25 protein-coding genes are annotated in these 19,148 nt (G+C 69.0%); 13 read left to right on the top strand and 12 right to left on the bottom strand.

All coding sequences use genetic code 11. The annotated features are described in order from the left end of the window. Nucleotides 1–102 precede the first annotated feature (102 nt). Both AC0VYL_RS00925 and AC0VYL_RS00920 read right to left on the bottom strand, forming a co-directional pair. Nucleotides 103–1,386, bottom strand: a complete 1,284-nt coding sequence (locus AC0VYL_RS00925) for an MFS transporter (RefSeq protein WP_475482036.1) — start codon at nucleotides 1,384–1,386, stop codon at nucleotides 103–105. Nucleotides 1,387–1,643: 257 nt separating this feature from the next. Continuing rightward, the gene (locus tag AC0VYL_RS00920) at nucleotides 1,644–2,921 is read right to left on the bottom strand and encodes an MFS transporter (protein WP_475457963.1); all 1,278 of its coding nucleotides are present in this window, start codon (nucleotides 2,919–2,921) and stop codon (nucleotides 1,644–1,646) included. Between the two features lie 187 nt (nucleotides 2,922–3,108). Here AC0VYL_RS00920 and AC0VYL_RS00915 point away from each other — a divergent pair, with 187 nt between their 5' ends. The 4 genes from AC0VYL_RS00915 to AC0VYL_RS00900 all read left to right on the top strand — a co-directional run bounded on the left by AC0VYL_RS00915 (nucleotide 3,109) and on the right by AC0VYL_RS00900 (nucleotide 7,225). Further along, complete coding sequence (locus AC0VYL_RS00915; RefSeq protein ID WP_475457960.1) at nucleotides 3,109–3,591, top strand: Lrp/AsnC family transcriptional regulator; 483 nt, start codon at nucleotides 3,109–3,111, stop codon at nucleotides 3,589–3,591. 98 nt (nucleotides 3,592–3,689) lie between these two features. After that, nucleotides 3,690–4,529: an EamA family transporter gene (locus AC0VYL_RS00910; protein WP_475457958.1), complete on the top strand. Its 840-nt coding sequence runs from the start codon at nucleotides 3,690–3,692 to the stop codon at nucleotides 4,527–4,529. Nucleotides 4,530–4,703: 174 nt separating this feature from the next. Continuing rightward, nucleotides 4,704–5,669: an amidohydrolase family protein gene (locus AC0VYL_RS00905; RefSeq protein ID WP_475482035.1), complete on the top strand. Its 966-nt coding sequence runs from the start codon at nucleotides 4,704–4,706 to the stop codon at nucleotides 5,667–5,669. Further along, complete coding sequence (locus AC0VYL_RS00900) at nucleotides 5,654–7,225, top strand: long-chain-fatty-acid--CoA ligase (protein WP_475482034.1); 1,572 nt, start codon at nucleotides 5,654–5,656, stop codon at nucleotides 7,223–7,225. Before AC0VYL_RS00905 ends, AC0VYL_RS00900 begins: the two co-directional genes overlap by 16 nt. Nucleotides 7,226–7,274: 49 nt before the next feature. Here the strand turns inward: AC0VYL_RS00900 and AC0VYL_RS00895 are convergent, their stop codons facing one another. Then, nucleotides 7,275–8,081, bottom strand: coding sequence for a VOC family protein (locus AC0VYL_RS00895; RefSeq protein WP_475482033.1), 807 nt, complete (start codon nucleotides 8,079–8,081; stop codon nucleotides 7,275–7,277). A 260-nt stretch (nucleotides 8,082–8,341) separates the two neighbouring features. Here AC0VYL_RS00895 and AC0VYL_RS00890 point away from each other — a divergent pair, with 260 nt between their 5' ends. After that, a complete protein-coding gene (locus AC0VYL_RS00890; RefSeq protein WP_475457947.1) occupies nucleotides 8,342–8,833 on the top strand; it encodes an SRPBCC family protein in 492 nt (163 codons plus the stop codon). A 123-nt stretch (nucleotides 8,834–8,956) separates the two neighbouring features. Continuing rightward, the gene (locus AC0VYL_RS00885) at nucleotides 8,957–9,385 is read left to right on the top strand and encodes an ASCH domain-containing protein (protein ID WP_475482032.1); all 429 of its coding nucleotides are present in this window, start codon (nucleotides 8,957–8,959) and stop codon (nucleotides 9,383–9,385) included. A gap of 140 nt (nucleotides 9,386–9,525) precedes the next feature. Here the strand turns inward: AC0VYL_RS00885 and AC0VYL_RS00880 are convergent, their stop codons facing one another. The 5 genes from AC0VYL_RS00880 to AC0VYL_RS00860 form a co-directional block, all read right to left on the bottom strand. Further along, nucleotides 9,526–9,765, bottom strand: a complete 240-nt coding sequence (locus tag AC0VYL_RS00880; protein ID WP_475482031.1) for a DUF397 domain-containing protein — start codon at nucleotides 9,763–9,765, stop codon at nucleotides 9,526–9,528. 246 nt (nucleotides 9,766–10,011) lie between these two features. Next, complete coding sequence (locus tag AC0VYL_RS00875) at nucleotides 10,012–10,203, bottom strand: DUF397 domain-containing protein (protein WP_475482030.1); 192 nt, start codon at nucleotides 10,201–10,203, stop codon at nucleotides 10,012–10,014. Between the two features lie 11 nt (nucleotides 10,204–10,214). Next, nucleotides 10,215–10,778 (bottom strand): DUF5753 domain-containing protein, encoded by a 564-nt coding sequence (locus AC0VYL_RS00870; RefSeq protein ID WP_475482029.1) that lies wholly within the window; start codon nucleotides 10,776–10,778, stop codon nucleotides 10,215–10,217. 354 nt (nucleotides 10,779–11,132) lie between these two features. After that, the gene (locus AC0VYL_RS00865; RefSeq protein ID WP_475482028.1) at nucleotides 11,133–11,324 is read right to left on the bottom strand and encodes a DUF397 domain-containing protein; all 192 of its coding nucleotides are present in this window, start codon (nucleotides 11,322–11,324) and stop codon (nucleotides 11,133–11,135) included. An 8-nt stretch (nucleotides 11,325–11,332) separates the two neighbouring features. Next, nucleotides 11,333–12,166 (bottom strand): helix-turn-helix domain-containing protein, encoded by an 834-nt coding sequence (locus tag AC0VYL_RS00860; RefSeq protein WP_475482027.1) that lies wholly within the window; start codon nucleotides 12,164–12,166, stop codon nucleotides 11,333–11,335. Between the two features lie 231 nt (nucleotides 12,167–12,397). Between AC0VYL_RS00860 and AC0VYL_RS00855 the strand changes: the two genes are divergently transcribed. The 7 genes from AC0VYL_RS00855 (at nucleotide 12,398) to AC0VYL_RS00825 (ending at nucleotide 16,494) form a co-directional block, all read left to right on the top strand. Next, nucleotides 12,398–12,643, top strand: a complete 246-nt coding sequence (locus tag AC0VYL_RS00855) for a hypothetical protein (RefSeq protein ID WP_475482026.1) — start codon at nucleotides 12,398–12,400, stop codon at nucleotides 12,641–12,643. Further along, complete coding sequence (locus tag AC0VYL_RS00850) at nucleotides 12,640–13,224, top strand: ATP-binding protein (protein WP_475482025.1); 585 nt, start codon at nucleotides 12,640–12,642, stop codon at nucleotides 13,222–13,224. Before AC0VYL_RS00855 ends, AC0VYL_RS00850 begins: the two co-directional genes overlap by 4 nt. Next, on the top strand, nucleotides 13,224–13,739 hold the full coding sequence (locus AC0VYL_RS00845) for a hypothetical protein (protein WP_475482024.1): 516 nt from the start codon (nucleotides 13,224–13,226) through the stop codon (nucleotides 13,737–13,739). The genes AC0VYL_RS00850 and AC0VYL_RS00845 overlap by 1 nt, the downstream gene beginning before the upstream one ends. Nucleotides 13,740–13,933: 194 nt before the next feature. Beyond that, nucleotides 13,934–14,140: a hypothetical protein gene (locus tag AC0VYL_RS00840; protein WP_210843780.1), complete on the top strand. Its 207-nt coding sequence runs from the start codon at nucleotides 13,934–13,936 to the stop codon at nucleotides 14,138–14,140. After that, nucleotides 14,140–15,276 carry a methyltransferase domain-containing protein gene (locus tag AC0VYL_RS00835; RefSeq protein WP_475482023.1) on the top strand — a complete coding sequence of 379 codons (1,137 nt, stop codon included), beginning with the start codon at nucleotides 14,140–14,142 and terminating at the stop codon, nucleotides 15,274–15,276. Before AC0VYL_RS00840 ends, AC0VYL_RS00835 begins: the two co-directional genes overlap by 1 nt. 112 nt (nucleotides 15,277–15,388) lie before the next feature. Beyond that, on the top strand, nucleotides 15,389–15,931 hold the full coding sequence (locus AC0VYL_RS00830) for an ATP-binding protein (protein WP_475482022.1): 543 nt from the start codon (nucleotides 15,389–15,391) through the stop codon (nucleotides 15,929–15,931). Nucleotides 15,932–16,209: 278 nt separating this feature from the next. Continuing rightward, nucleotides 16,210–16,494 (top strand): hypothetical protein, encoded by a 285-nt coding sequence (locus tag AC0VYL_RS00825; RefSeq protein WP_475482021.1) that lies wholly within the window; start codon nucleotides 16,210–16,212, stop codon nucleotides 16,492–16,494. A 125-nt stretch (nucleotides 16,495–16,619) separates the two neighbouring features. On the opposite strand, the gene AC0VYL_RS00820 is transcribed toward AC0VYL_RS00825, so the two are convergent. The 4 genes from AC0VYL_RS00820 to AC0VYL_RS00805 all read right to left on the bottom strand — a co-directional run bounded on the left by AC0VYL_RS00820 (nucleotide 16,620) and on the right by AC0VYL_RS00805 (nucleotide 19,048). Then, a complete protein-coding gene (locus tag AC0VYL_RS00820; protein WP_475482020.1) occupies nucleotides 16,620–17,114 on the bottom strand; it encodes a hypothetical protein in 495 nt (164 codons plus the stop codon). Nucleotides 17,115–17,352: 238 nt separating this feature from the next. Next, on the bottom strand, nucleotides 17,353–17,604 hold the full coding sequence (locus tag AC0VYL_RS00815) for a Smr/MutS family protein (protein ID WP_475483444.1): 252 nt from the start codon (nucleotides 17,602–17,604) through the stop codon (nucleotides 17,353–17,355). 153 nt (nucleotides 17,605–17,757) lie between these two features. Continuing rightward, nucleotides 17,758–18,243 carry an N-acetyltransferase family protein gene (locus AC0VYL_RS00810; protein WP_475482019.1) on the bottom strand — a complete coding sequence of 162 codons (486 nt, stop codon included), beginning with the start codon at nucleotides 18,241–18,243 and terminating at the stop codon, nucleotides 17,758–17,760. Further along, on the bottom strand, nucleotides 18,224–19,048 hold the full coding sequence (locus tag AC0VYL_RS00805) for a TIGR02452 family protein (protein ID WP_475482018.1): 825 nt from the start codon (nucleotides 19,046–19,048) through the stop codon (nucleotides 18,224–18,226). Before AC0VYL_RS00805 ends, AC0VYL_RS00810 begins: the two co-directional genes overlap by 20 nt. Nucleotides 19,049–19,148 lie beyond the last annotated feature (100 nt).

Genomic DNA, 19,148 nt, shown 5'->3' with positions numbered 1-19,148 from the left:
CGAAGGGTTAGGGCCACGCCGTGTCCGACGAGGGGCGCTTCTCTCCCGGGGCAAGCGCCAAGGGACCGAAGGGTTCAGGACGCGACTGGCCCGGACCGGGGCTCAGCCCTGTGCGACCTCCTCCGGGCGGGGCAGGTCACGCATGGTGGGGCCGAGCGTGAACAGGGCGGCCAGTGCCGACACCACCGCCATCATCAGGAACACCAGGGTGGGTCCGGCGAGGTCGAAGAGCAGCCCGACCATGAGGATCCCGATCGGCTGGGAGAGCAGCGACATGAACGTCACCGCACCGAGCGCACGCCCCTGGTAGCGGTCGGGGACCGAGGTGGCGACGTAGCCGTAGAACACCGCGTTCACGCAGGGCACGGCGGCGAACACGAACCCCACGATCAGTCCGAGCGACAGCACGCCCGGCGCGACCAGGAGCGCGAGCGCGCACACCGGGGCCGTCCAGGCGGTGAAGAGGAAGATCGTGCTGGGGCGCACCTGGCGCACGACCACCCCGGCGGCCAGGGCGCCGAGCAGCCCGCCGGTGCCCGCGAGCGAGACGGTGAGGCCGACCACGAGGTGGGAGGCGCCCCGGTCGTCGGCCGTGGCGATCAGCGCCAGGAACGCTCCTGTCTGCGTGAAGGCCAGATTGAAGCAGACGATCCACGCGAGCATCGGCCGCAGGATCGGGTGCCGGGCGAGTAGCACGAAGCCCCGCACCGCACCGCGCGGGCTCATCCGCTCGGTCCCGTCGTGGCGGGCCTGCATGGGGCGCCGGATGCGCAGGATCAGCGCCCCCGACACCAGGTAGAGGAGCGCCTCCGTGAGGAAGGGGTAGGCGCGGCCCAGGCTGAACAGGAACCCGGCGAGGGGCGCGCCGAGGGCGGTCGTGGTGAAGAAGCGGATCTGGTTCTGCGCGGCGGCGTCGGCCATCTGCGCGGGTGGCACCAGCTGTTTGATCGCGGCCATGGCGACCGGGTTGGAGACGCCCATGAACGCCGAGGACACCACCGCCGTGCCGATCACCACGGGCACCGTGGCGTGCCCGCTGAGCAGGGTCCCGGCGAAGGCGAAGAGGAGCAGCAGGCGACCGAGGTCGCACACCAGCAGCACGGCGCGGCGGTTGACGCGGTCCGCGAGGGAGCCCCCGACGACCGCCGCGACCATGGTGGTCGCCACCTGGGCGGCACCGACGAATCCGGCCTCGGCGGCCGATCCGGCCAGCGTCAGCATGAGCAGGGGGTAGGCGACCTCGCCGCTCTCCTTGCCCAGCCCGGCGAGGAACCGGCTGGACCACAGGGACTGGAAGTCCTGGTTGCGCAGGAGCGGGGCCGACGCGGCCGGGCCCGCTGGTGCCCTGTCCGGGGGCGGGAGGGGGCGCCGCTGTTCGATCGTCATGGTGTCCGACCACCCGTCGTGATACCCGGTGGGTCCCGGGATGCCCCGCGGCCCCGCTCCGCGCTTCGCCCCAGGCACCCCCGTCGCGGTGTGCGTGCGGGTCGCGGGCGTCAGGAGGGGAAGGCGGGGATCACGAAGGAGGGTCTTTCGGGGGGTGGGTTGCTCAGATCGACATTATGCGTCCGTTGTGGGCATTGCGAGCTTGTGAGCACCCATCAGTCGCATATCCGACTATTTGGCCACTACCGGCCGCACCCTCACGAGCGGACGCCCGTGGGGTCGGATGTCGGGACCGGACCGTGGCGCTGGGCGGCCGCCTCGATCGTCCAGGGGGTGCGTTCCACGTAGGCGACCACGAGGGCCACCGCGAGCGAACCGCCAGCGATCACCGCGTAGGAGAGGGTCCACCCGCCGGTCAGCTCGTTGAACAGGCCGAACAGCAGCGGGCCGCCCAGGGCGATACCGCTGCCCGCACCCTGCACGAAGCCGGACAGCGCGGCCGCCCCCTGCGGCGTGGAGCTGCGGGCGTTGATCATGGTCATGGTGACCACGAACAGGCTGGTGCCCATGCCGAGGAAGAGCACCCACAGCGCGGCGTGCTCGGGGGCCAGGGCCACGCCGAGGTAGCCCACGCCGTAGCCCGCCAGCCCGAGGGCGACGATCGGGAAGGTGTTGGCCGCGCGCAGGGTGACGATCGGCGCGACCAGGCCGAACAGGAGGCTGGCGCCGACCATCAGGGAGACCAGGCTCCCGGCCAGGGCGGGGCTGTGTCCGGCGTCGTCGAGCAGGGCGGGTAGCCACGTGAACAGCGTGAAGACGTTCCAGGTGACCATGCCGAACAGCAGCGCCATCCGCCAGGCCATGCCCACGCGCCAGATCGGGCGGGCCAGGGCGGGACCCCCGGAGGGCACCACGGCGCGCGGGGCGCCGCCGGAGCGCCGCCACTGGACGGTCCACAGGAGCGCGGCGACCAGGGCCAGGACGGACCAGGCGCCCAGGGCCACCCGCCATCCGGCGGCCTCGGCCAGGGGGATCGCGACCAGCGGCGGGAAGAGGGCGCCCAGGTGGATGGCGACCATCTGCACGGTGCTGAGGGCGGCCAGCCGGTCCGGGAAGTACTGCTTGATCAGCGGCGGGACCACGACGTTGCCCAGGGCGGCGCCGACGAGCGCGATTCCGGTGAGCGCCAGCAGGGCGCCGGTGTCGGGCGCGAAGGCGCGCGTCACCTGACCCACTCCGGTGAGCAGCATGCTGAGCGCGGCCGTGGCCTCGGGGCCCAGGCGGCGCATGACGGCCGGGGTGATCAGGCCGAACACGGCGAAGGCCACCAGCGGCAGGGTGCCGAAGACACCCACGACGGTGGCGGTGAAGCCGAACTCCGCGCCGATGGTGGTCAGCAGGGGAGAGAGCGCGGTGACGACGAGGCGCAGGTTGAGCGCCGCGCAGACGATGGCGAGCAGGGCCAGGATGCGGCCCCGCGTTCGCGGGCCCACCGACGGTCGGTCGGTGACGGCCACGACGGAGGAAGGTCTCACGGTGACGGACGTCCCTTGTGTTGCGGTGGTGCGACGTTGCACCAGTGCTGGGCCGACCGGCGGGCGACACTGCCGACCGGGAAAGGATCACTTCCCGGCGAGCCAAATACGACCTTTTCGCTCAAATGTTACGCATGCTCCGGAGTCAAACACAACAACCCGTATTAAGTACGGGTAAACTCCGGTCATGGCTGATCTTGACGAACTAGATACGGCGATCCTGGCCGAACTCCAGTCAGACGCACGAAAAACCAACCGCGACGTGGCCGCAGCGGTGGGCGCGTCGCCCACGACGACGCTGGATCGGACCCGCGCGCTGCGAGAAAGGGGTGTGATTCGGGGCTCACTGCTGGACGTGGACCTCGAACTCATCGGCCGCCCCGTCCAGGCGCTCATCACCGTCAGCGTCGTGAAGCCCTCGCGCCACAACATCGAGGCCTTCCGCGACTGGGTCCGGGCCCTGCCGGACACCCTGTCGGTCTTCGTCACCTCGGGGAACGAGGACTTCCTGGTGCACGTGGCCCTGCCGGACAACAACAGCCTGTACGCCTTCGTGGTGGACAAGCTGACCGAGCGCCCGGAGGTGGCCGACGTGCGCGCCTCGATCGTCTACGAGCACCTGCGCAACAACCACATCGCACCCACCAACGTCCGGGCCCACCGCCCCTGACCGGCGCGGCGACCGGGTGAGGGCGGGGGCGCCGCCGGGTGGCGCGGGGGGTGGGGGCTAGCCTTGCGGGGTTCCCCTTCCCCTCTGCGAGACATCCAATGACCACACCCATCGTCTTCGCGGTGCTGGTGGCGGCCCTGCTGCACGCGGCGTGGAACGCGATCGCGCACGCGATCAGCGACCGGCTGCTCGGCTTCGCGCTCATCGGGCTCGGCGGGATGTTCGCGACCCTCCCGCTGCTGTTCGTGGTCGGGATGCCCCCGCCCGAGGCCTGGCCGCTCCTGCTGGGCTCCCTCGCCACCCACCTGATCTACCTGACCCTGCTGATGCTGTCCTACCGGACCGGCGACTTCGGGCAGGTCTACCCCCTGGCGCGCGGCACCGCGCCCTGGGTGGTGGCCCTCATCGGCGTGCTCCTGCTGGGTGATCACCTGCCACCCCAGGAGCTGGTCGGGGTCCTGGTCATCTCGGCCGGGCTCATGATCCTGGTGTTCGCGGGCGGGCTGCCGAAGCGGCACCACGTGCCCGCGCTCCTGGCCGCCTTCGCGACCGGTCTGGCGATCGCCTCCTACACCGTGGTGGACGCCTACGGCGTGCGTCTGACCCAGGACCCGCTCGGGTACATCACGTGGATCATGATGCTCCAGGGTCCCGTGTTCTTCCTCGTGGCCCTGGCCACCCGGCGGGGGAAGCTGGTCGGGCAGCTGAGGCCGATCTGGAAGGTCGGCCTGTTCGGCGGCGCGGTCAGCGCGGGCGCCTACGGGCTGGTCCTGTGGGCGCAGCTGTCCGGGGCGGTCGCCGGGATCGCCGCCCTGCGGGAGACCAGCATCGTCTTCGCGGCGCTGATCGGGCTGGTGTTCTTCAAGGAGCGCGTGGGGCCGATCCGGATCGTCGCCTCGACCGTGGTCGTCGCGGGCGTCCTCCTCCTGACCCTCTGACCCGGGACGCCTGCGCACCTCCACTCAGCGACCGCCTCGCACCGACGGCCCCACCCGCGAGTGGGACGAACAGCGGCTCCTGATCGTCATGCTCGTCGGCTCGGCCTCGATCAGCGGAGCCTGACTCCGGCCCCGGGCCCGAGCGCGGTTCGGATCGGTCGTAGGCTGACGGATGTGACTGGAATCTCACCGCTCCCCGAGGGCGACGAGGAGGCCGAGCTCCGCCGGATCCTGGGCGGGCTCGGGCTCCCCGGCCTCGTGGACGTGCACACGCACTTCATGCCGGACAACGTGCTGCGCAAGGTCTGGGCCTACTTCGACGCCCTCGGTGCGGGGGTCTGGCCGATCAACCCCCGCTACCGGACGGACGAGCGGGAACGGGTGGCGCTCCTGCGCGGGTTCGGTGTCCTGGGCTTCACCGCGCTCTCCTACCCCCACCGACCGGCCATGGCCACCTGGCTCAACGACTGGTCGGCCGACTTCGCGGAGCGCCACCCCGACTCCCTGCGCAGCGCCACCTTCTTCGCGGAGCCCGAGGCGGCCGACTACGTGCCCGAGGCGATCCGCTCCGGTGCCCGCGTCTTCAAGGCCCACCTCCAGGTCGGCGGCTACGACCCGCGCGACCCCCTGCTCTCCGACGTCTGGGGCGCCCTCTCCGACTCCGGGACCCCCGTGGTCGTCCACTGCGGCTCCGGGCCCACCCCCGGGAACTTCACCGGCCCCGGGCCGTTCTCCGAGGTGCTGCGCCAGCACCCGCACCTGACCGCCGTGGTCGCCCACGCGGGAGCACCCGAGTACACGGCCTTCCTCGACCTCGTCGAGAAACACGAACGCGTCCACCTGGACACCACCATGACGTTCACCCCGTTCACGGAGCGGCGGTCGCCCTTCCCCCGCGCCGAGCTGCCCCGCCTCCGGGAGTTCGGGCACCGCGTCCTCCTGGGCTCGGACTTCCCGAACATCCCGTACCGCTACCTCGACCAGATCCGGAGTCTGGTCGGGCTGGACCTGGGCGACGACTGGCTGCGCGGGGTGCTGCACGACAACGCGGCCGCGCTGTTCGGCCTCCGCACCGGTCCCGACCAGGTCCCCGACACCAGGCAGCACCACACAGAGAGGGCACGATGGAACTCACCCTGACCCCCCTGGAGTTCGCCCGCCGGACCCGCAGACTCCACCCCGACCGGGAGGCGCTGGTCGACCGGGAGCTCCGGCTCACCTACGAGGAGTTCTTCGACCGCTGCGACCGCTGGTCGACCGCGCTCCAGGGCATGGGGGTGGAGAAGGGCGACCGGGTCGCCTACATCGCCCCCAACACCCACGCCCAGCTGGAGTCCTTCTACGCGGTCCCGCAGCTGGGCGCGGTCCTGGTCCCGGTGAACTTCCGGCTGACCGCCGAGGACTTCGTGTACATCGTCAACCACTCCGGCGCCAGGGTGCTGTGCGTGCACTCCGACCAGCTCGACGCCGTGGACGGGGTGCGCGACCGGATGCCCGGTGTGGAGCGGTTCGTCGCCCTGGAGGGCGCCCGCGACGGGTGGGAGGACTACGAGTCCCTGGTGGCAGCGGCCTCCCCCGACTTCGCGCGACCGGAGATCGCGGAGACGGACCTGCTCACGATCAACTACACCTCCGGCACGACCGCACGCCCCAAGGGGGTGATGATCACCCACCGCAACGCGTACATGAACTCGGTGGGCACCCTGCTGCACCTGCGGATCGGGCTCGGGGAGAGGTACCTGTGGACGCTGCCGATGTTCCACGCCAACGGCTGGACCTACACGTGGACGGTCACGGCGGCCGGGGGGACCCACGTGTGCCTGCCCGCCATGGAACCGAAGCGGGTGTTCGAGCTCATCCGCACGGAGGAGGTCACCTGGCTGTGCGCGGCGCCGACGGTGCTGATCATGCTCTCCAACACGCCCGAGGCCGTGCGCGGTTCCGTCCCGCCGGGGGTGCACGTGGTCACCGCCGGGGCCTCGCCCGCCGCCGAGACCATCGAGCGGCTGGAGGAGGACTTCGGCTGGACGGTCACGCACGTCTACGGGCTGACGGAGACGACGCCCTTCATCACGGTCTGCGAGCCCCGGCCGGAGCACCGGGACCTGTCCGTGCGTGAACGCGGCGCGCTCAAGGCCCGCCAGGGGGTGGAGCTCATCACCTCCGGTGAGCTGCGCGTGGTGGACGAGACGGGTGCCGAGGTGCCCTGGGACGGGACGACCGTCGGCCAGATCACCGTGCGCGGCAACGTGGTGATGAAGGGCTACTACAACGATCCCGAGGCCACCGAACTCGCGATGGGCGACGGCTGGTTCCGGACCGGGGACGCGGCGGTCACGCACCCGGACGGCTACGTGGAGATCCAGGACCGGATCAAGGACGTGATCATCTCCGGGGGCGAGAACATCTCCTCCGTTGAGGTGGAGGGCGTGCTGCTCCGGCATCCGGCCGTGCTGGAGGTCGCGATCGTGGGTGTGCCGCACGAGCGCTGGGGCGAGACGCCGCGCGCCTCCGTGGTGCTGTGCGAGGGTGTGTCCGCCACGGAGGAGGAGGTCATCGCCTTCGCGCGTGAGCACCTCGCGCACTTCAAGGCGCCCACCCAGGTGGAGTTCGTGGAGCAGCTGCCCAAGACCGCCACCGGGAAGATCCAGAAGTTCGTGCTGCGCGGCGGCGCCTCCGCCGTCTCACGCCAGTAGAGGGCGGCCGAAGGCCCCGCTCCGTGGGTGCCACGGAGCGGGGGCGGACCTACCCGGGGTTCGGGGTGAGCAGCACGAACCCGGCGCCGAACGGGTCGGCGCCCACTGCCAGGCGTCCCACGCCCGGGACGTCGTCCGGTCCCATGTAGACGTGGGCGCCGGCGGAGGTCATCTCCGCCACGGTGGCGTCGCAGTCGGTGACGTGGAAGACCGGGTGCCAGTCGGCCGCGCCCCGGGTGGCGGGCAGGTCGGCTTCGGCGACCTCCATGACCCCGCCGAAGGCCCGGTCGTCGCCCAGACCGGCGGGGCGGGCCACGGAGTAGACGCTTCCGTCTCCGTCTCCGTCGCCCGGGAGCTCGAAGGCCTCGAACTCCCACCCGAAGAGGCCGCTGTAGAAGTCCCTGGCGCCCTGCGCCGAGGGGGTCCACAGTTCGGCCCACACGAGGGTGTTGGGGTCGTCGGTCCGTTCCATGCCCGGGAGGGTTCCGGCCTCCCAGAGTGAGACCGAGCCGCCCTGGGGGTCGGTCACGTAGGCCATTCTTCCCAGGCCCATGACGTCCATGGGTTCGACGTAGGGTGTGGCGCCCAGTTCGCGGGCGCGGTTGAACGTCGCGTCCAGATCGGGGGTGTTGAAGTAGAGGGACCAGCTGACGGGCTGGTCCTCGGACATCTTCGGCCCGAGTCCGCCGATCAGGGACCCCTCGTACCTGAGCAGCATGTAGCCGCCGGTGTCCGGACCTGCGGACTCCGCTGTCCAGCCGAAGACCCGGCTGTAGAAGTCGATCGCCCGGTCCACGTCGGCGGTGGTCAGCTCGATCCAGCAGGGCGAGCCGATCACGTAGTCGGTGGTGATCATGGTGCCTCCCGTCCGTGGCTCCATATTCGAGTCTGCTCCCGGGCACTGCCATGCCGGGGATGAGCGGGGCAAAGTCTTGACAACGAGCCGACGGGGAGACCGTCGGCCAGCGTGCGTCCAAGCCTTGCACTCGCTGGCGACAGGAGCCGTGACCAGGCGGAACGGGGGGAACGATCACGGGACGTGAGGGCGCGGGTGAATAGCATGAGGTGAGGCTGCACCCGCACGCCACGTCACTCGGGAACCCGGAGCACTCCGCCATGAAGTACACCGTCTCGATCGAGATCGCCCTCCCGCGGGAGAGGGTGGCACAGCTGCTCGCTGACCCGGCGCACATGGCGAAGTGGTTGCGGGGTCTGGTGTCGCATGAGCCGGTGAGTGGGGAGCACGGGGAGGTCGGTACCCGGTCGCGGGTCGTGTTTCGGACGGGGCAGCAGGAGATGGAGGCCACCGAGACCGTCACGCGCCGGGAGCCGGAGGAACTGCACGGGATCCCGGAGGACGTGGTTGTTCACTTCGACCGCGAGATCGTTGCTGAGGGCATGTGGAACGCGGTGCGGGACCGGCTGACCGAAGCCGGTCCGGAGACGACGCTCTGGGAGAGCGAGAACGAGTACCGGTTCGATGGACTGATGATGCGCCTGGTGGGGTTCGTGATGCCCGGAGCCTTCCGCAAGCAGTCGCTCCAGCACATGGAGGACTTCAAGGCGTTCGCGGAGCAGGGGAAGGACGTCCGCGACTCGGAGGGTTGATCCACGATCAGCGGTCGGCGCACAGCTGGTAGACGGGGCTCTGGGAGTGCCGGGCACCTCTGGTGAGCGGATGCCGATTCGGATCTTCCTCCCAGGTGCACGCGCGGCGCGGGCGCCCCACCGATGCCGAAGCTGTTCTTCCGAAGCTTCACCTTCAAGGAACTCGGACGACTCATGACCAACCGACCCGCCGACCTCGACCAGCGCCGCCGAGCGCACGAGATGGGCATCTACAAGCGGTACTTCGACCTGATCGCCTCGGGCGAGAAGACGACCGAGATCAGGGTCAACGACTCATCCCGCCAGAGGTTGAAGGAAGGCGACCTGTTGCGGTTCAAGTGCCGCGACGAAGACGAAGAAGTACTCACGCGGATCACCAGGCTGGCCCGCTATCGGGACTTCGACGAGATGTTCGACCACGAACCCGTTTCGTCGGTCAACCCGACCGCGTCCCGCGAAGACCAGCTTCGCAACATTCGGGAGATTTACCCGGCCGAGCGTGAAGCGCTGGGTGTGGTGGCCATCGGTATCGAACTCGTGCGGGACTGCTGAGTCTCACCGAGAGCAGTAGGTACGGCCGACGTGACGGCGGCCCGGACCAGCCTCTTTCGCCCCGGGAACTGGAGGAGTTCCTGAGTGCTCAAGAACGAGGAAGGCCCCGACCAGCACCAGTCGGGGCCTCCGTTGCTTAGCTACTTGGAGGCTCGAAGCAGCGCGGTCCACTCCGAGGACGGGAAGGACAGCGCACCGAGGCCCCTGTTCTGAGTGTCGCGGACAGCGGCGCCGGTGGGCAGGTCAGCGACCTCCACGCAGTCGCGGCTGGTGCTTGAGTAGCTGGACTTGCGGAAGCGGGCGACTTCCACACAGTTGTCGGTGCGGCCTCCGCTGTAGCTGGACTTGTGGAAGGTGAGTTCGTCGATGTGAGGGTGCATCCTGGGAACCTCCGCTGGGGGTGGGGCACTGACTGACTCATGCACAGTCCTGCCCGCTCCTACCCCCTGTGTGCAGAGGAGAACGTCCCGAGCCCGTGGCCTACTGCGGCCACGGGTCGGTCAACGGAGGATCCTTCCCACCTCAGGAGCACCCAGGTACAGTGCTCGCGGGAAATGCATTGGGTGATGCATGCAGAAGGCGCCGACCACTAGAACTCAAGGGGTCGGCGCCTTCTGCACGTGGGATTACCTGCGAATGACTCCAAGCAGCGCAGACCACTCAGCGGTAGGCACAGCCAGATACCCGGCCTCACGATTCTGGGTGTCGCGGACGGCAGCCGCGGACGGGAGGTCTGCGACCTCAACGCAGTTCTGGTCACGGGCGCCGCTGTAGCTGCTCTTGCGCCAGCCGGTGGGGAGGGTTCGGGAAACGCTCATGGGTTTGCTCTCTACGCTTTCTGCTTCTCAGTGATCAGGGTCCGGATCAGAGCCCGGGAGTCCTCGACCGACAGGGCGAACGCGGTGATGTGCCGCCACAGGCTCTCGTACTGCTCCAAGTGTGACGGCTTCTCCAAGAACAGCTCATCAGACCACGTGGAGACATAGACCGTGCCCGGGTCCGGATCAGGGAAATCGAGGATCACGAACGGTGCTGTGAGCGCTGCATGTGGACCGGCCGCGTCAGGAAGGACCTGGACACCCAGACGGGGACCTTGAACCTCCAAGAGGTGTTCCAGTTGTCCGCGAGGGCTCTTGCGGAAGGCAGCTTCGTCCACCACAGCCCAGTACAGGGGTGCGTCGGGACCGGACAGTACTTGCTTTCGGATCATGCGGGCCTGGACTCGACGATCGTCCTCGTCCTCGTCCTCGTCCTCGTCGGTGAACCTTCCCGCTTTGATCACCGCACGGGCGTACTCCTCTGTCTGGAGTAGACCGGGAATCGCGAGTGCCTCGAACGTTCGGACCGATCGGGCCTCGGCCTCCAGACCAACGAACGTTCCCGATCCCCACACATCGCTGTAGCTGACCCACCAGCCTTGCTGCCGGGACTGCTTGACGAGGGACAGGGTCGCCTCTCGACGCTCAGCATCGGTGATCTCGTAGATGTTGAGGAGGTCCTCAATGTCGCAGCGGTTCGGCCTCTTCCACCTTCATCTGGGGGCCTCCGCTGGGGGTGAGGGTATTGACTGGCTCATGCACAGTCCTGCCCGCTTCTACGCCCTGTGTGCAGAGAAAGATGTCCCGAACTCCTGTCCAGCTGTGGACAGAGGAGCCTGCTTCCCGGGGGCAAAGCGACGGGGTACTGTGTCCTCGGGAATAGGTGAAGGGCGCCGGACCAGCTCCGGCGCCCTTCCTTTCTGTCTGGACTACCGCGTGGTACGTACTTGGGCGAGCAGAGCCGTCCACTCGGTGGCAGAGAGCTCCAAGTGCCCCTGCGTAGGGTTCTGAGAATCGCGCACAGCGGAACCGTGAGGGAGACCAGCAACCTCCACACAGTTGTTGCGGTCGCTGTAGCTGGACTTGCGGAAGTTCAGATCTGCGGTCGGGAATAGGTTCATGGTCGGTCCTAGATCAGGTTCTTCAGGATCTGAAGGGATGCCTCAGGGTAGCGCGCAGACGCCCGGACATGGTCAAACAGCCGCGTGTACCGATCCAGCTCCTCGGGCTCCTCCAGGTACAGGTCATCCATGTCCATCTCGAGGTAGACCACAGGACTCACGCCTGGAACGAAGTCCAGAATGACGAACGGTCCCTGCAATCCAGCATGCATGCCGCTGGCGAACGGCAGAACCTGAAGCGTCACGCTGTTGTCACCTTCGGCCACCTCGATGAGGTGCTCCACCTGTTCTTTCAGCACGTCCTCGCGCTGGATACGGCGAAGAGCGGCCTCGTCGATGACCGCCCACAGCTCAGGAGCATCAGGCTTGGCGAGGATTTGCTGCCGCTTTCGTCGGGTTTCAACGGCACGCTCTATGTCGAACGAGCTCTGGTAGAGGCTCGCCCGCATCAGGCTCTCCACATACCGAGGTGTCTGGAGAAGGCCTGGGATTCGTGCGAGTTCGTAGGTGCGGATGCTCTGCGCCTCGCCCTCAAACGCGACGAAATCGTCAGTGAAGACATCACTGAACTTGGACCACCAACCCAGCTCGCGAGCTTGCCGAGTGAGGCTGAGGATCGCCTCGCGGCGACGTTCGTCAGTGACACCGTAGACATCGAGCAGCCCTCGGATCTCCATGACGGTGGGCTTCAAGCGGACACCGGTTTCGATGTTGCTGATCTTGCCCATCGACCACTCGGTGGCCTCCGAGACCTCTTCGATGGTCTTGCCCGCTTCGACCCGGGCCTTCTTGAGCTCAGCTGACAGGCGTCGGCGCCGGATGGACCTGCGGTTATCCGCCATGTCGCCTCCTGAAGTTTCCCGGTCTCGCTCTCGGATGTTACGGGCGGCGCCAGGGCTACGCGAATCGCTCATCTATGAATCTTTCGTTCATGAAGCCTAGAGGAATGAATGAGCCTTCTTTGAAGCAATATCTCATGAAGACTTGAAAACCTGAAGCTTCAGGGTGACACTGGATCTCACCTATTCCCGCCGGACCTCCCATCCGGCATCCGATCCAGGAGGTGCGTGCTCATGGCGCCCCGACCCCTGAAACTCTCCGCGCTGGCATGCGTGTGCCATCTCGCGTCCGTGGCGTTCCATCGCCGTCGTCCCCGGCAGGCCGCGCGTGTGCGGGCCTTCGCCACCAACCCCCGCACCACCACGTCTCGCTCTCGTGGTCCGTTGATCCCCGCGCCCCGGCGCCCGATCGACTCCGTCCCCATGCAGGTCCTGGGGGCCGTCCTGGTCGGTCTGCGGCGGTTGGCGGTGGCCTCGTGAGCGTGTTCTCCCCCGAACTGACCCACCGCGAGGCCACGGTCCCGCTGGCGAGTTTCATCAAGCCGTTTCACGCCCACTACTTCTCCCGGACCGTGGGCACCCCGTTCCGTAAGCGCAAGTACGCCTTCGCTGGATTGCCCGGTCTCATGCCTCTGGTGCGGGCGTTCCTGGACACCAGCGCCGCCGAACGCTCCACCGACTTCCGGTTCCTGTTCACCCTCCTGGGAGTGGAGTTGGCCAACAACGCCATCGCCCACTCCCTGTCGAGCGAGCACGGCAGCACCTACTCACTCACGGTGGACCGGGGCGCGACGGGCCTGACGCTGACCTGCCAGGACCAGGGCAGCCGCCTCCCCCTTGAACCGGGCCCGTTCACCGCGACTGACCTGGACACGCTCGACCCGGAATCGGGTCCGGGGAGCGGCCAGGGCATCGGTTTGGGGCTGGTGAACGCGTTGGCGGACCGGTGGGGCGACAACGGCAACCCCAGGTTCCGGCAGGTCTGGTTCCACCTCTCCTACGACCTCACCCACAACCCCTGGATGCACATCAACACCGAAAAGGACGAGGTGGAGTGCTGATGTTGGACGTCGACACCCGGGACCTGCTGGCCGTGGCCGAAGACGCCCTCACCGCCCCGGCCCATCTCACTCCCGCGCAGCTGGACGTGTGGCACAACCACACCCTGCGCAACCGCCTCCCCCTGGTCCTGGAAGCCCTGCGGACCGCTCGCGAGGAGAGCAACGCCGAACTGGCGATACAGCTGATCGACCAGTCCATCCACGACCACCCCGCACCCACCCGGGTACCCGGCAACAGGCCAGTAGCGAGCACGGTCCCGAAGCAGAACAGCCCCCACACGGAGTCCCTGCCGGTTCCGGAGCACGTGCTCTGCGCCCTGCTCTACAAGCACTGGAACATGACCGTGGAAGGCAAGGCACCCAAAGAGACCTACGTGGCCCGCCGCCCCCTGGGGTGGACCGGTGACGGCGACCCCTACGAGCGCATCACCGCACCCGACCGCACCGAACTCCTGCGGCTACTCACCCACCGCCACCTGGGCACCCACCCGCCCAAACTCCCGCCCAGCGCCTAGCCAGGACCCGATCCCGCCGAGGCTTCGCCCCCGGTCAGAGCTTCGGCGGGAACCCGAACCATGTCGTTCATCCCGGCACCCGCACCGCTCAGCGCCTTCATGGCGACCTGGCGGACCGCCCCCGCACGCCACACAGCCCACACCAGGACCATCGGAACCGGTGGCCCGCACCCCTAACAAGAAGGAGACCACCCGTGTCGACCATCGCCCCCACCCGCCCGACGACCCCCCGCAGCCCCAGCCGACCCCCTCAGTCCACGCCTCAGCCGTCCACCGCCGCGATGTGCGGCGCCTGCAACGGGCAGGGCGGCACGATGGTCACGAACGACGGCCAGACCCCCGGCAAGAGCATGGGGCGCTGGGTCCCCTGCCAGCCCTGCAAGGGGACGGGAAAGATCTGATGGGGCAGAACGTCACCATGGAGCACACCCCTTCGGCCCTCGCCGCCCGACTCCCGGACGAGACCCCCGACCACATCCGCCGGTTGTTCGCGGCCGTCCCCCGGCACCGGTTCCTCACCGACGTCATGTGGGGTCCGGGCTTCGCCCGCTACGACCGCACCTCCGACCCCGAGGCGTGGACGCGTGCGGTGTACACGGACCAGGCGCTCACCACCCAGCTCGACGACGGCCACGAGGGCGGCAGGCTCATGCCCTCCTCGTCCTCCTCCGCCCCCACCGTGATGGCGCGAATGCTCACCGCCGCCGACCTCGCCCCCACTCACCGGGTCCTGGAGGTGGGCACCGGCACCGGGTACAACGCCGCCCTCCTCTGCCAGATGTTGGGATCCAGCCAGGTCACCACCGTCGAGATCGACGCGACCGTGGCCGAGACCGCCCGCTCCGCGCTCTTCACCCACGGCGTCCACCCGACCGTGCTCACCGGAGACGGCGAAGCGGCCGCCGGGGACCTCCTCGGATACGACCGGGTGATCTCCACCTGCTCCGTGTCCCGGGTGCCGTCCGTCTGGCTGCGCCGGATGCGCGGACGGGGACGGATCGTCACGCCGTGGGCACCCACCCCCGGGTCCCCGAGCGGGGCCCTCGCCGTCCTGGACACGACCGCCACCACGGCCGAGGGGCGGTTCGAGGGAGCTCTGGCCTTCATGTGGGCGCGCGGTCAGCGAGACCCCGGAGGGACCCCGCCCCCACATCAGGGGATCGAGGCCCAGACCACCGAACGGGTCCCGGGCGACCCGCGCGCTCCGTGGCTCGACGGCGAGGAGGCACTGCTGCTGTCCCTGCTGATGCCCCACTGGGCCTTCGGAATGGGAATGGAGGAGGGCGGCACGGAGCCCTACGTGTGGGTGACCTCGACCTCCGCCGAGCCCGGGTGGGCGCGGCTGCACGCGGACGGTCGCGTGGAACAGGGCAGCGGCAGGCGACTGGTCGACGAGGCGGCCGGGGCCTGGGACGTGTGGCAGCGCTGGGACCGTCCGGCCGTGTCGGACTTCGGGCTGAGCGTTGACCTGGAACGGGGACTCCAGACCGTGTGGGTCCACGGACCCCAGCACACCCTGTGGAGTACGCCCAGGTAGCGAGTGAGGACCCCACGGCCTGTGGGGTCCCATGAAAAAGCTCTGGCGGGTGCTGACACACCCCCAGAGCAGGCCGACAACAACCCCTGGTTAAAGAAAGCAGATTGCCGACATGGCCATTGTGCCGCACACCCATGCCCTCGACCACACGAACAGCCCACCCGACAACGCCCCCCGGTGGGAGTGCCGCGTCTACCCCGGACAGCTCTCCCAGACCAGCCGGGTCCGCACCGACCTCGCCTTGGACCTAGACCGGATGACCAGCCTCCCGGTCGAGGTGCGGGAGGAGATGGTGTTGTGCGTGAGCGAGATGTTCGCCAACGCCTGTGAGCACTCCCGCTCCGGACAGGACCCCGACGGACGGGTGGTCCGGACCTTGGACCTGCCCCGGCCTGGGACGGTCCGGGTCTCGATCATCGATGACGGCACCCGAACCGACGCCCCCACCGACAGCGCTCCGAGGGTTCCGCGCAGGCGCACGAGGATGGAGTGGGACCGGTCCGAACGCGGCCGGGGCCTGCTCATGATCGGTGAACTGGCGTCCCGGTGGGGCACCCGGCCGGTGCTGGACTTCCCGTTCTGCGCCGGACTCGGCACCGTCATCTGGGCCGAGTTCACCCTGCCCGCCCTGGTCGCTGGTGGGGGTGGCCGATGACCGGCCACCAGCTCAGCCCGGCGGTGCGGTCGGTCCTGACCGCACCCCGAGGCCACCGCTTCCCCCGCCCCACCACCAGCACCCACCGGTCCAGGGCCACCCCACCTCGGCTCGCCTCTCCCCGGGCTGTCCCGCCTCCGGCATCAGGGTCGCCCCGGACCACCCCACCCCGGACCACCCCACCCCGGGCCACCCCACCCCGGGCCACCCCGCCTCCGGCGTCAGAGTCTCCTTGGGACGAGACCTACCAGGCCCGGCAGGAACGCCTGCTGCGCCAGATGGGCGACAACCCCCGCGTGGCCTACATGCTTCAACACGGACCCCTCCCGCACTGGGTCAAGGTGGCCCGCCAACAACGCGAACAGAAGACCCAAGAGGCCCAAAGGGCAGCCGACGCCTCGCGGGCAGAGCCGGAACCCGCCCTCCCCCGGGGCCGCCACCGCGCACCCCGCCCCTGGTGGGGATGGCCCGCCACCGCCATCAGCTCCACCCTCCTCCTGGGCCTGACCACCCTGGAGCTCCTGGGACGAACCCTCACGCACGACATCAGCATCCTGACCTAGGAGCTGTTCCTTGGAGGCGGGAGCGGAGCGGGGCCGACGCCGGTATAGCGGTCGATGTGTCCGGCCGTCATGAACTCTCCGATGCCGAGGGGCCCTGCTCGCCCGCTCCTGCCCAAAAGCAGTGCCTAGCTGTCCGTGAGGGGCATCGCGCGTTTGGCCCAGCCGTCGGTGGATCGGTGGGCGCCCAACCCGGCGGCGTCGAACTCGTCGAGGTCGTCGGGGCCGACGGTCACGCCCAGGTGACGCAGTGCCCGGGAGATCGGGCCGCCCTCCTCCGGGGTGGGAACGCCTTCCCGCTGGTGGAGGGGGCCCAGGACGATCTCGCCCCCGTCCCACACGACCGCGCTCTGGGAGCCGGTCCCGCCGAAGTACTCGGCCTCGACATAGGCCACCGGGCCCTGGTGCGACCACGCGGCGATCCGCTCGGCCAGGTGTTCGGTGAGGCGAACGAATCCGGGCGGGTTGTCGGCGGCCCGGGTGTCCACGGCGGCGAACCCGTCCGTGGCGGGCACCAGCCCCAGCCCTTGGTTCAGGGCCGCAGGCCGAAACGGGGTGGGGTCGTGGGCGACCGAACGCAGGAGCGTGGATTCGGCGATGACGGCTTCGAGGTCATAGCTCACGACGGCCTCCCGGGGTTGAGGTGACGGAACCACACGAGCCTAAGGGGCGAAAAGGCGCGGAAACTCCCAGATTCGCGGCGACACGCTCATGGCTGCGTCCGCTGGTCACGTACGTGACCTCACAGGGCCGCACGGTTCACACGCTGGACGAAGTGGTCACTGGCCTCCGCGACAGACAGCTCCATGGGGCTCAGTGCTCATACCCTCACGACACGCCAACCTAGCCAAGTTGGCCCTCTCAGTGCTTGAAGTGGACGAACAGGCGGCCGAAGTTCTTCGAGTCTTTCTCGACGCGGTGGTAGCGGGCCTTGACATCCTTGCGGTCGAGGAAGCGCAGCACCCGCTTCTTCAACTGCCCCGAGCCCTTGCCCGGGATGATCTCGATGGTCTTGGCCCGCTTCCGTTCGGCCTCGTCCATGATGTCGTTCAGGGCCTTGTCGATGCTGACGCCCTTGTTGAAAATGTCGTGCAGATCGAGCTTGAGTCGCACTCCCGCCCCTTCTCCGATGGCCCGGATAATGCGCGGGGAGACGGCTTCCACGTCTACGACAACTCCCACGTGCACATCGACACCATCACCAAGCCGCCGGAGTCGTCAAGGCCCCGCCCCCGGAACGCGACACCGACAACCCCGGCCCCCGGTCTAGAGCTGGAGCGCGAAGCACACCCGGTCGTCGCCCGGACCGTCGTAGTCCTCGAACGGACCGGTCACCGCGAACCCGAGCGAACGGTGGAACGCGATCGAGCGCTCGTTGGACGGCGAGGTGACCGCGCGCACCAGGGAACGCCCGTCGGCCCGCGCGGCGTCGGTGAACAGGCGGTACATCTCCCGCCCCACACCGGAGCGCCGATGCCTCGGAGCCACCCCGGTGAAGTGCACGTAGGCCTCCGCCGCCCGGTCGGGGCTGGGGAAGCCCACCAGGAACCCCGCGATCCCCTCGTCGTCCTCGACGACCAGGGACGTCCCACCGAAGTGGTCGAGGAACAGCCTCGGCAGGATGTGCGCCACCGGCCTCCCCCACCAGTCGTCGCACACGGCGATGATCCGCCCGTGGTCCTCGGGTACCGCGTTCCGAACCGCGACCCCACCGGGCCCCCGGCTCTCGAACTCACCGCTCCATGCGTTCATCGAAGGCCTCCTCGAAGGGTCTGCGTACCCCGGGATCCCGGTCCAACACCGCGAAGACCACCCGAGCGAACACCCCCGCCAAGTCCCCCTTCAGGTGCTTGGCGAACGCGGCGGCCACCGTCTCGGGACGGTTGCCGAACACCCCGCAGCCCCACGCCCCCAGCACGAGCCGGGTGGTGCCGTGGTGGGCGGCCACGGCCAGCACCGCGCGGACTCGTTCGTCCAGCGCGGGCGGCACCAGCGGCAGGAGTTCGGGCTGGTTCCTCTGGACCATGCGCCGGTTGGGCGCGGCCGCGGTGAGGAAGTCCACCAGCACCGGCTCGGGCAGCCACCCCGCGCGGTCGTCACGGAACACCGGAACGCCCGGTGACCAGATCACCCGGTCGCTGTACAGCAGACTCCGCTCCGCCACGTGGTGGTCGTAGTACTCGGGACAGCGGATCAGCGAGTCGTAGAGCGCGCTGGACCGGGCCAGGCTCTCCTCCTGGGCCTTCGCTCCGTTGGTCACCCCGCCCCCTGGTCTGCGGGCCGAGGCGAAGTTCAGCGCCGCCACCCGGCCCGGCTCCTCCGCGACCAGCCTCCGCGCCGCCGCCAGAGTGCTCTCCCCGGTGACCTCGAAGCGGGTCTCGCGACCAGCCGCCGGGACGGGCAGCTCCGCGATCTCCTCGGGCAGGTGGAGCCGCGTGCCCGCGCGCATCGTCCCCAGGGGCCCGGAAAGATCCACCCGAACGCCGTCGGCCTCGTAGCTCTCCCGCTCGTAGGCGGCACGGGTCTGGTTCCACACCTCACGCAGTCGCTGGGACACGCGGCTCCTCTCGTAGAGCCACGAAGCTACCGCCCGCCCAGGGCCGTCCCCAAGGGGTTTTGGCAGGCGGAAAACCCCTCGACCCCGCCGCGATCCGGCG

This window comes from Nocardiopsis sp. iso_238, from assembly GCF_056173325.1.
Note: the sequence above shows the minus strand (reverse complement) of the source record. Positions and strands in the feature narration are given on the sequence as shown.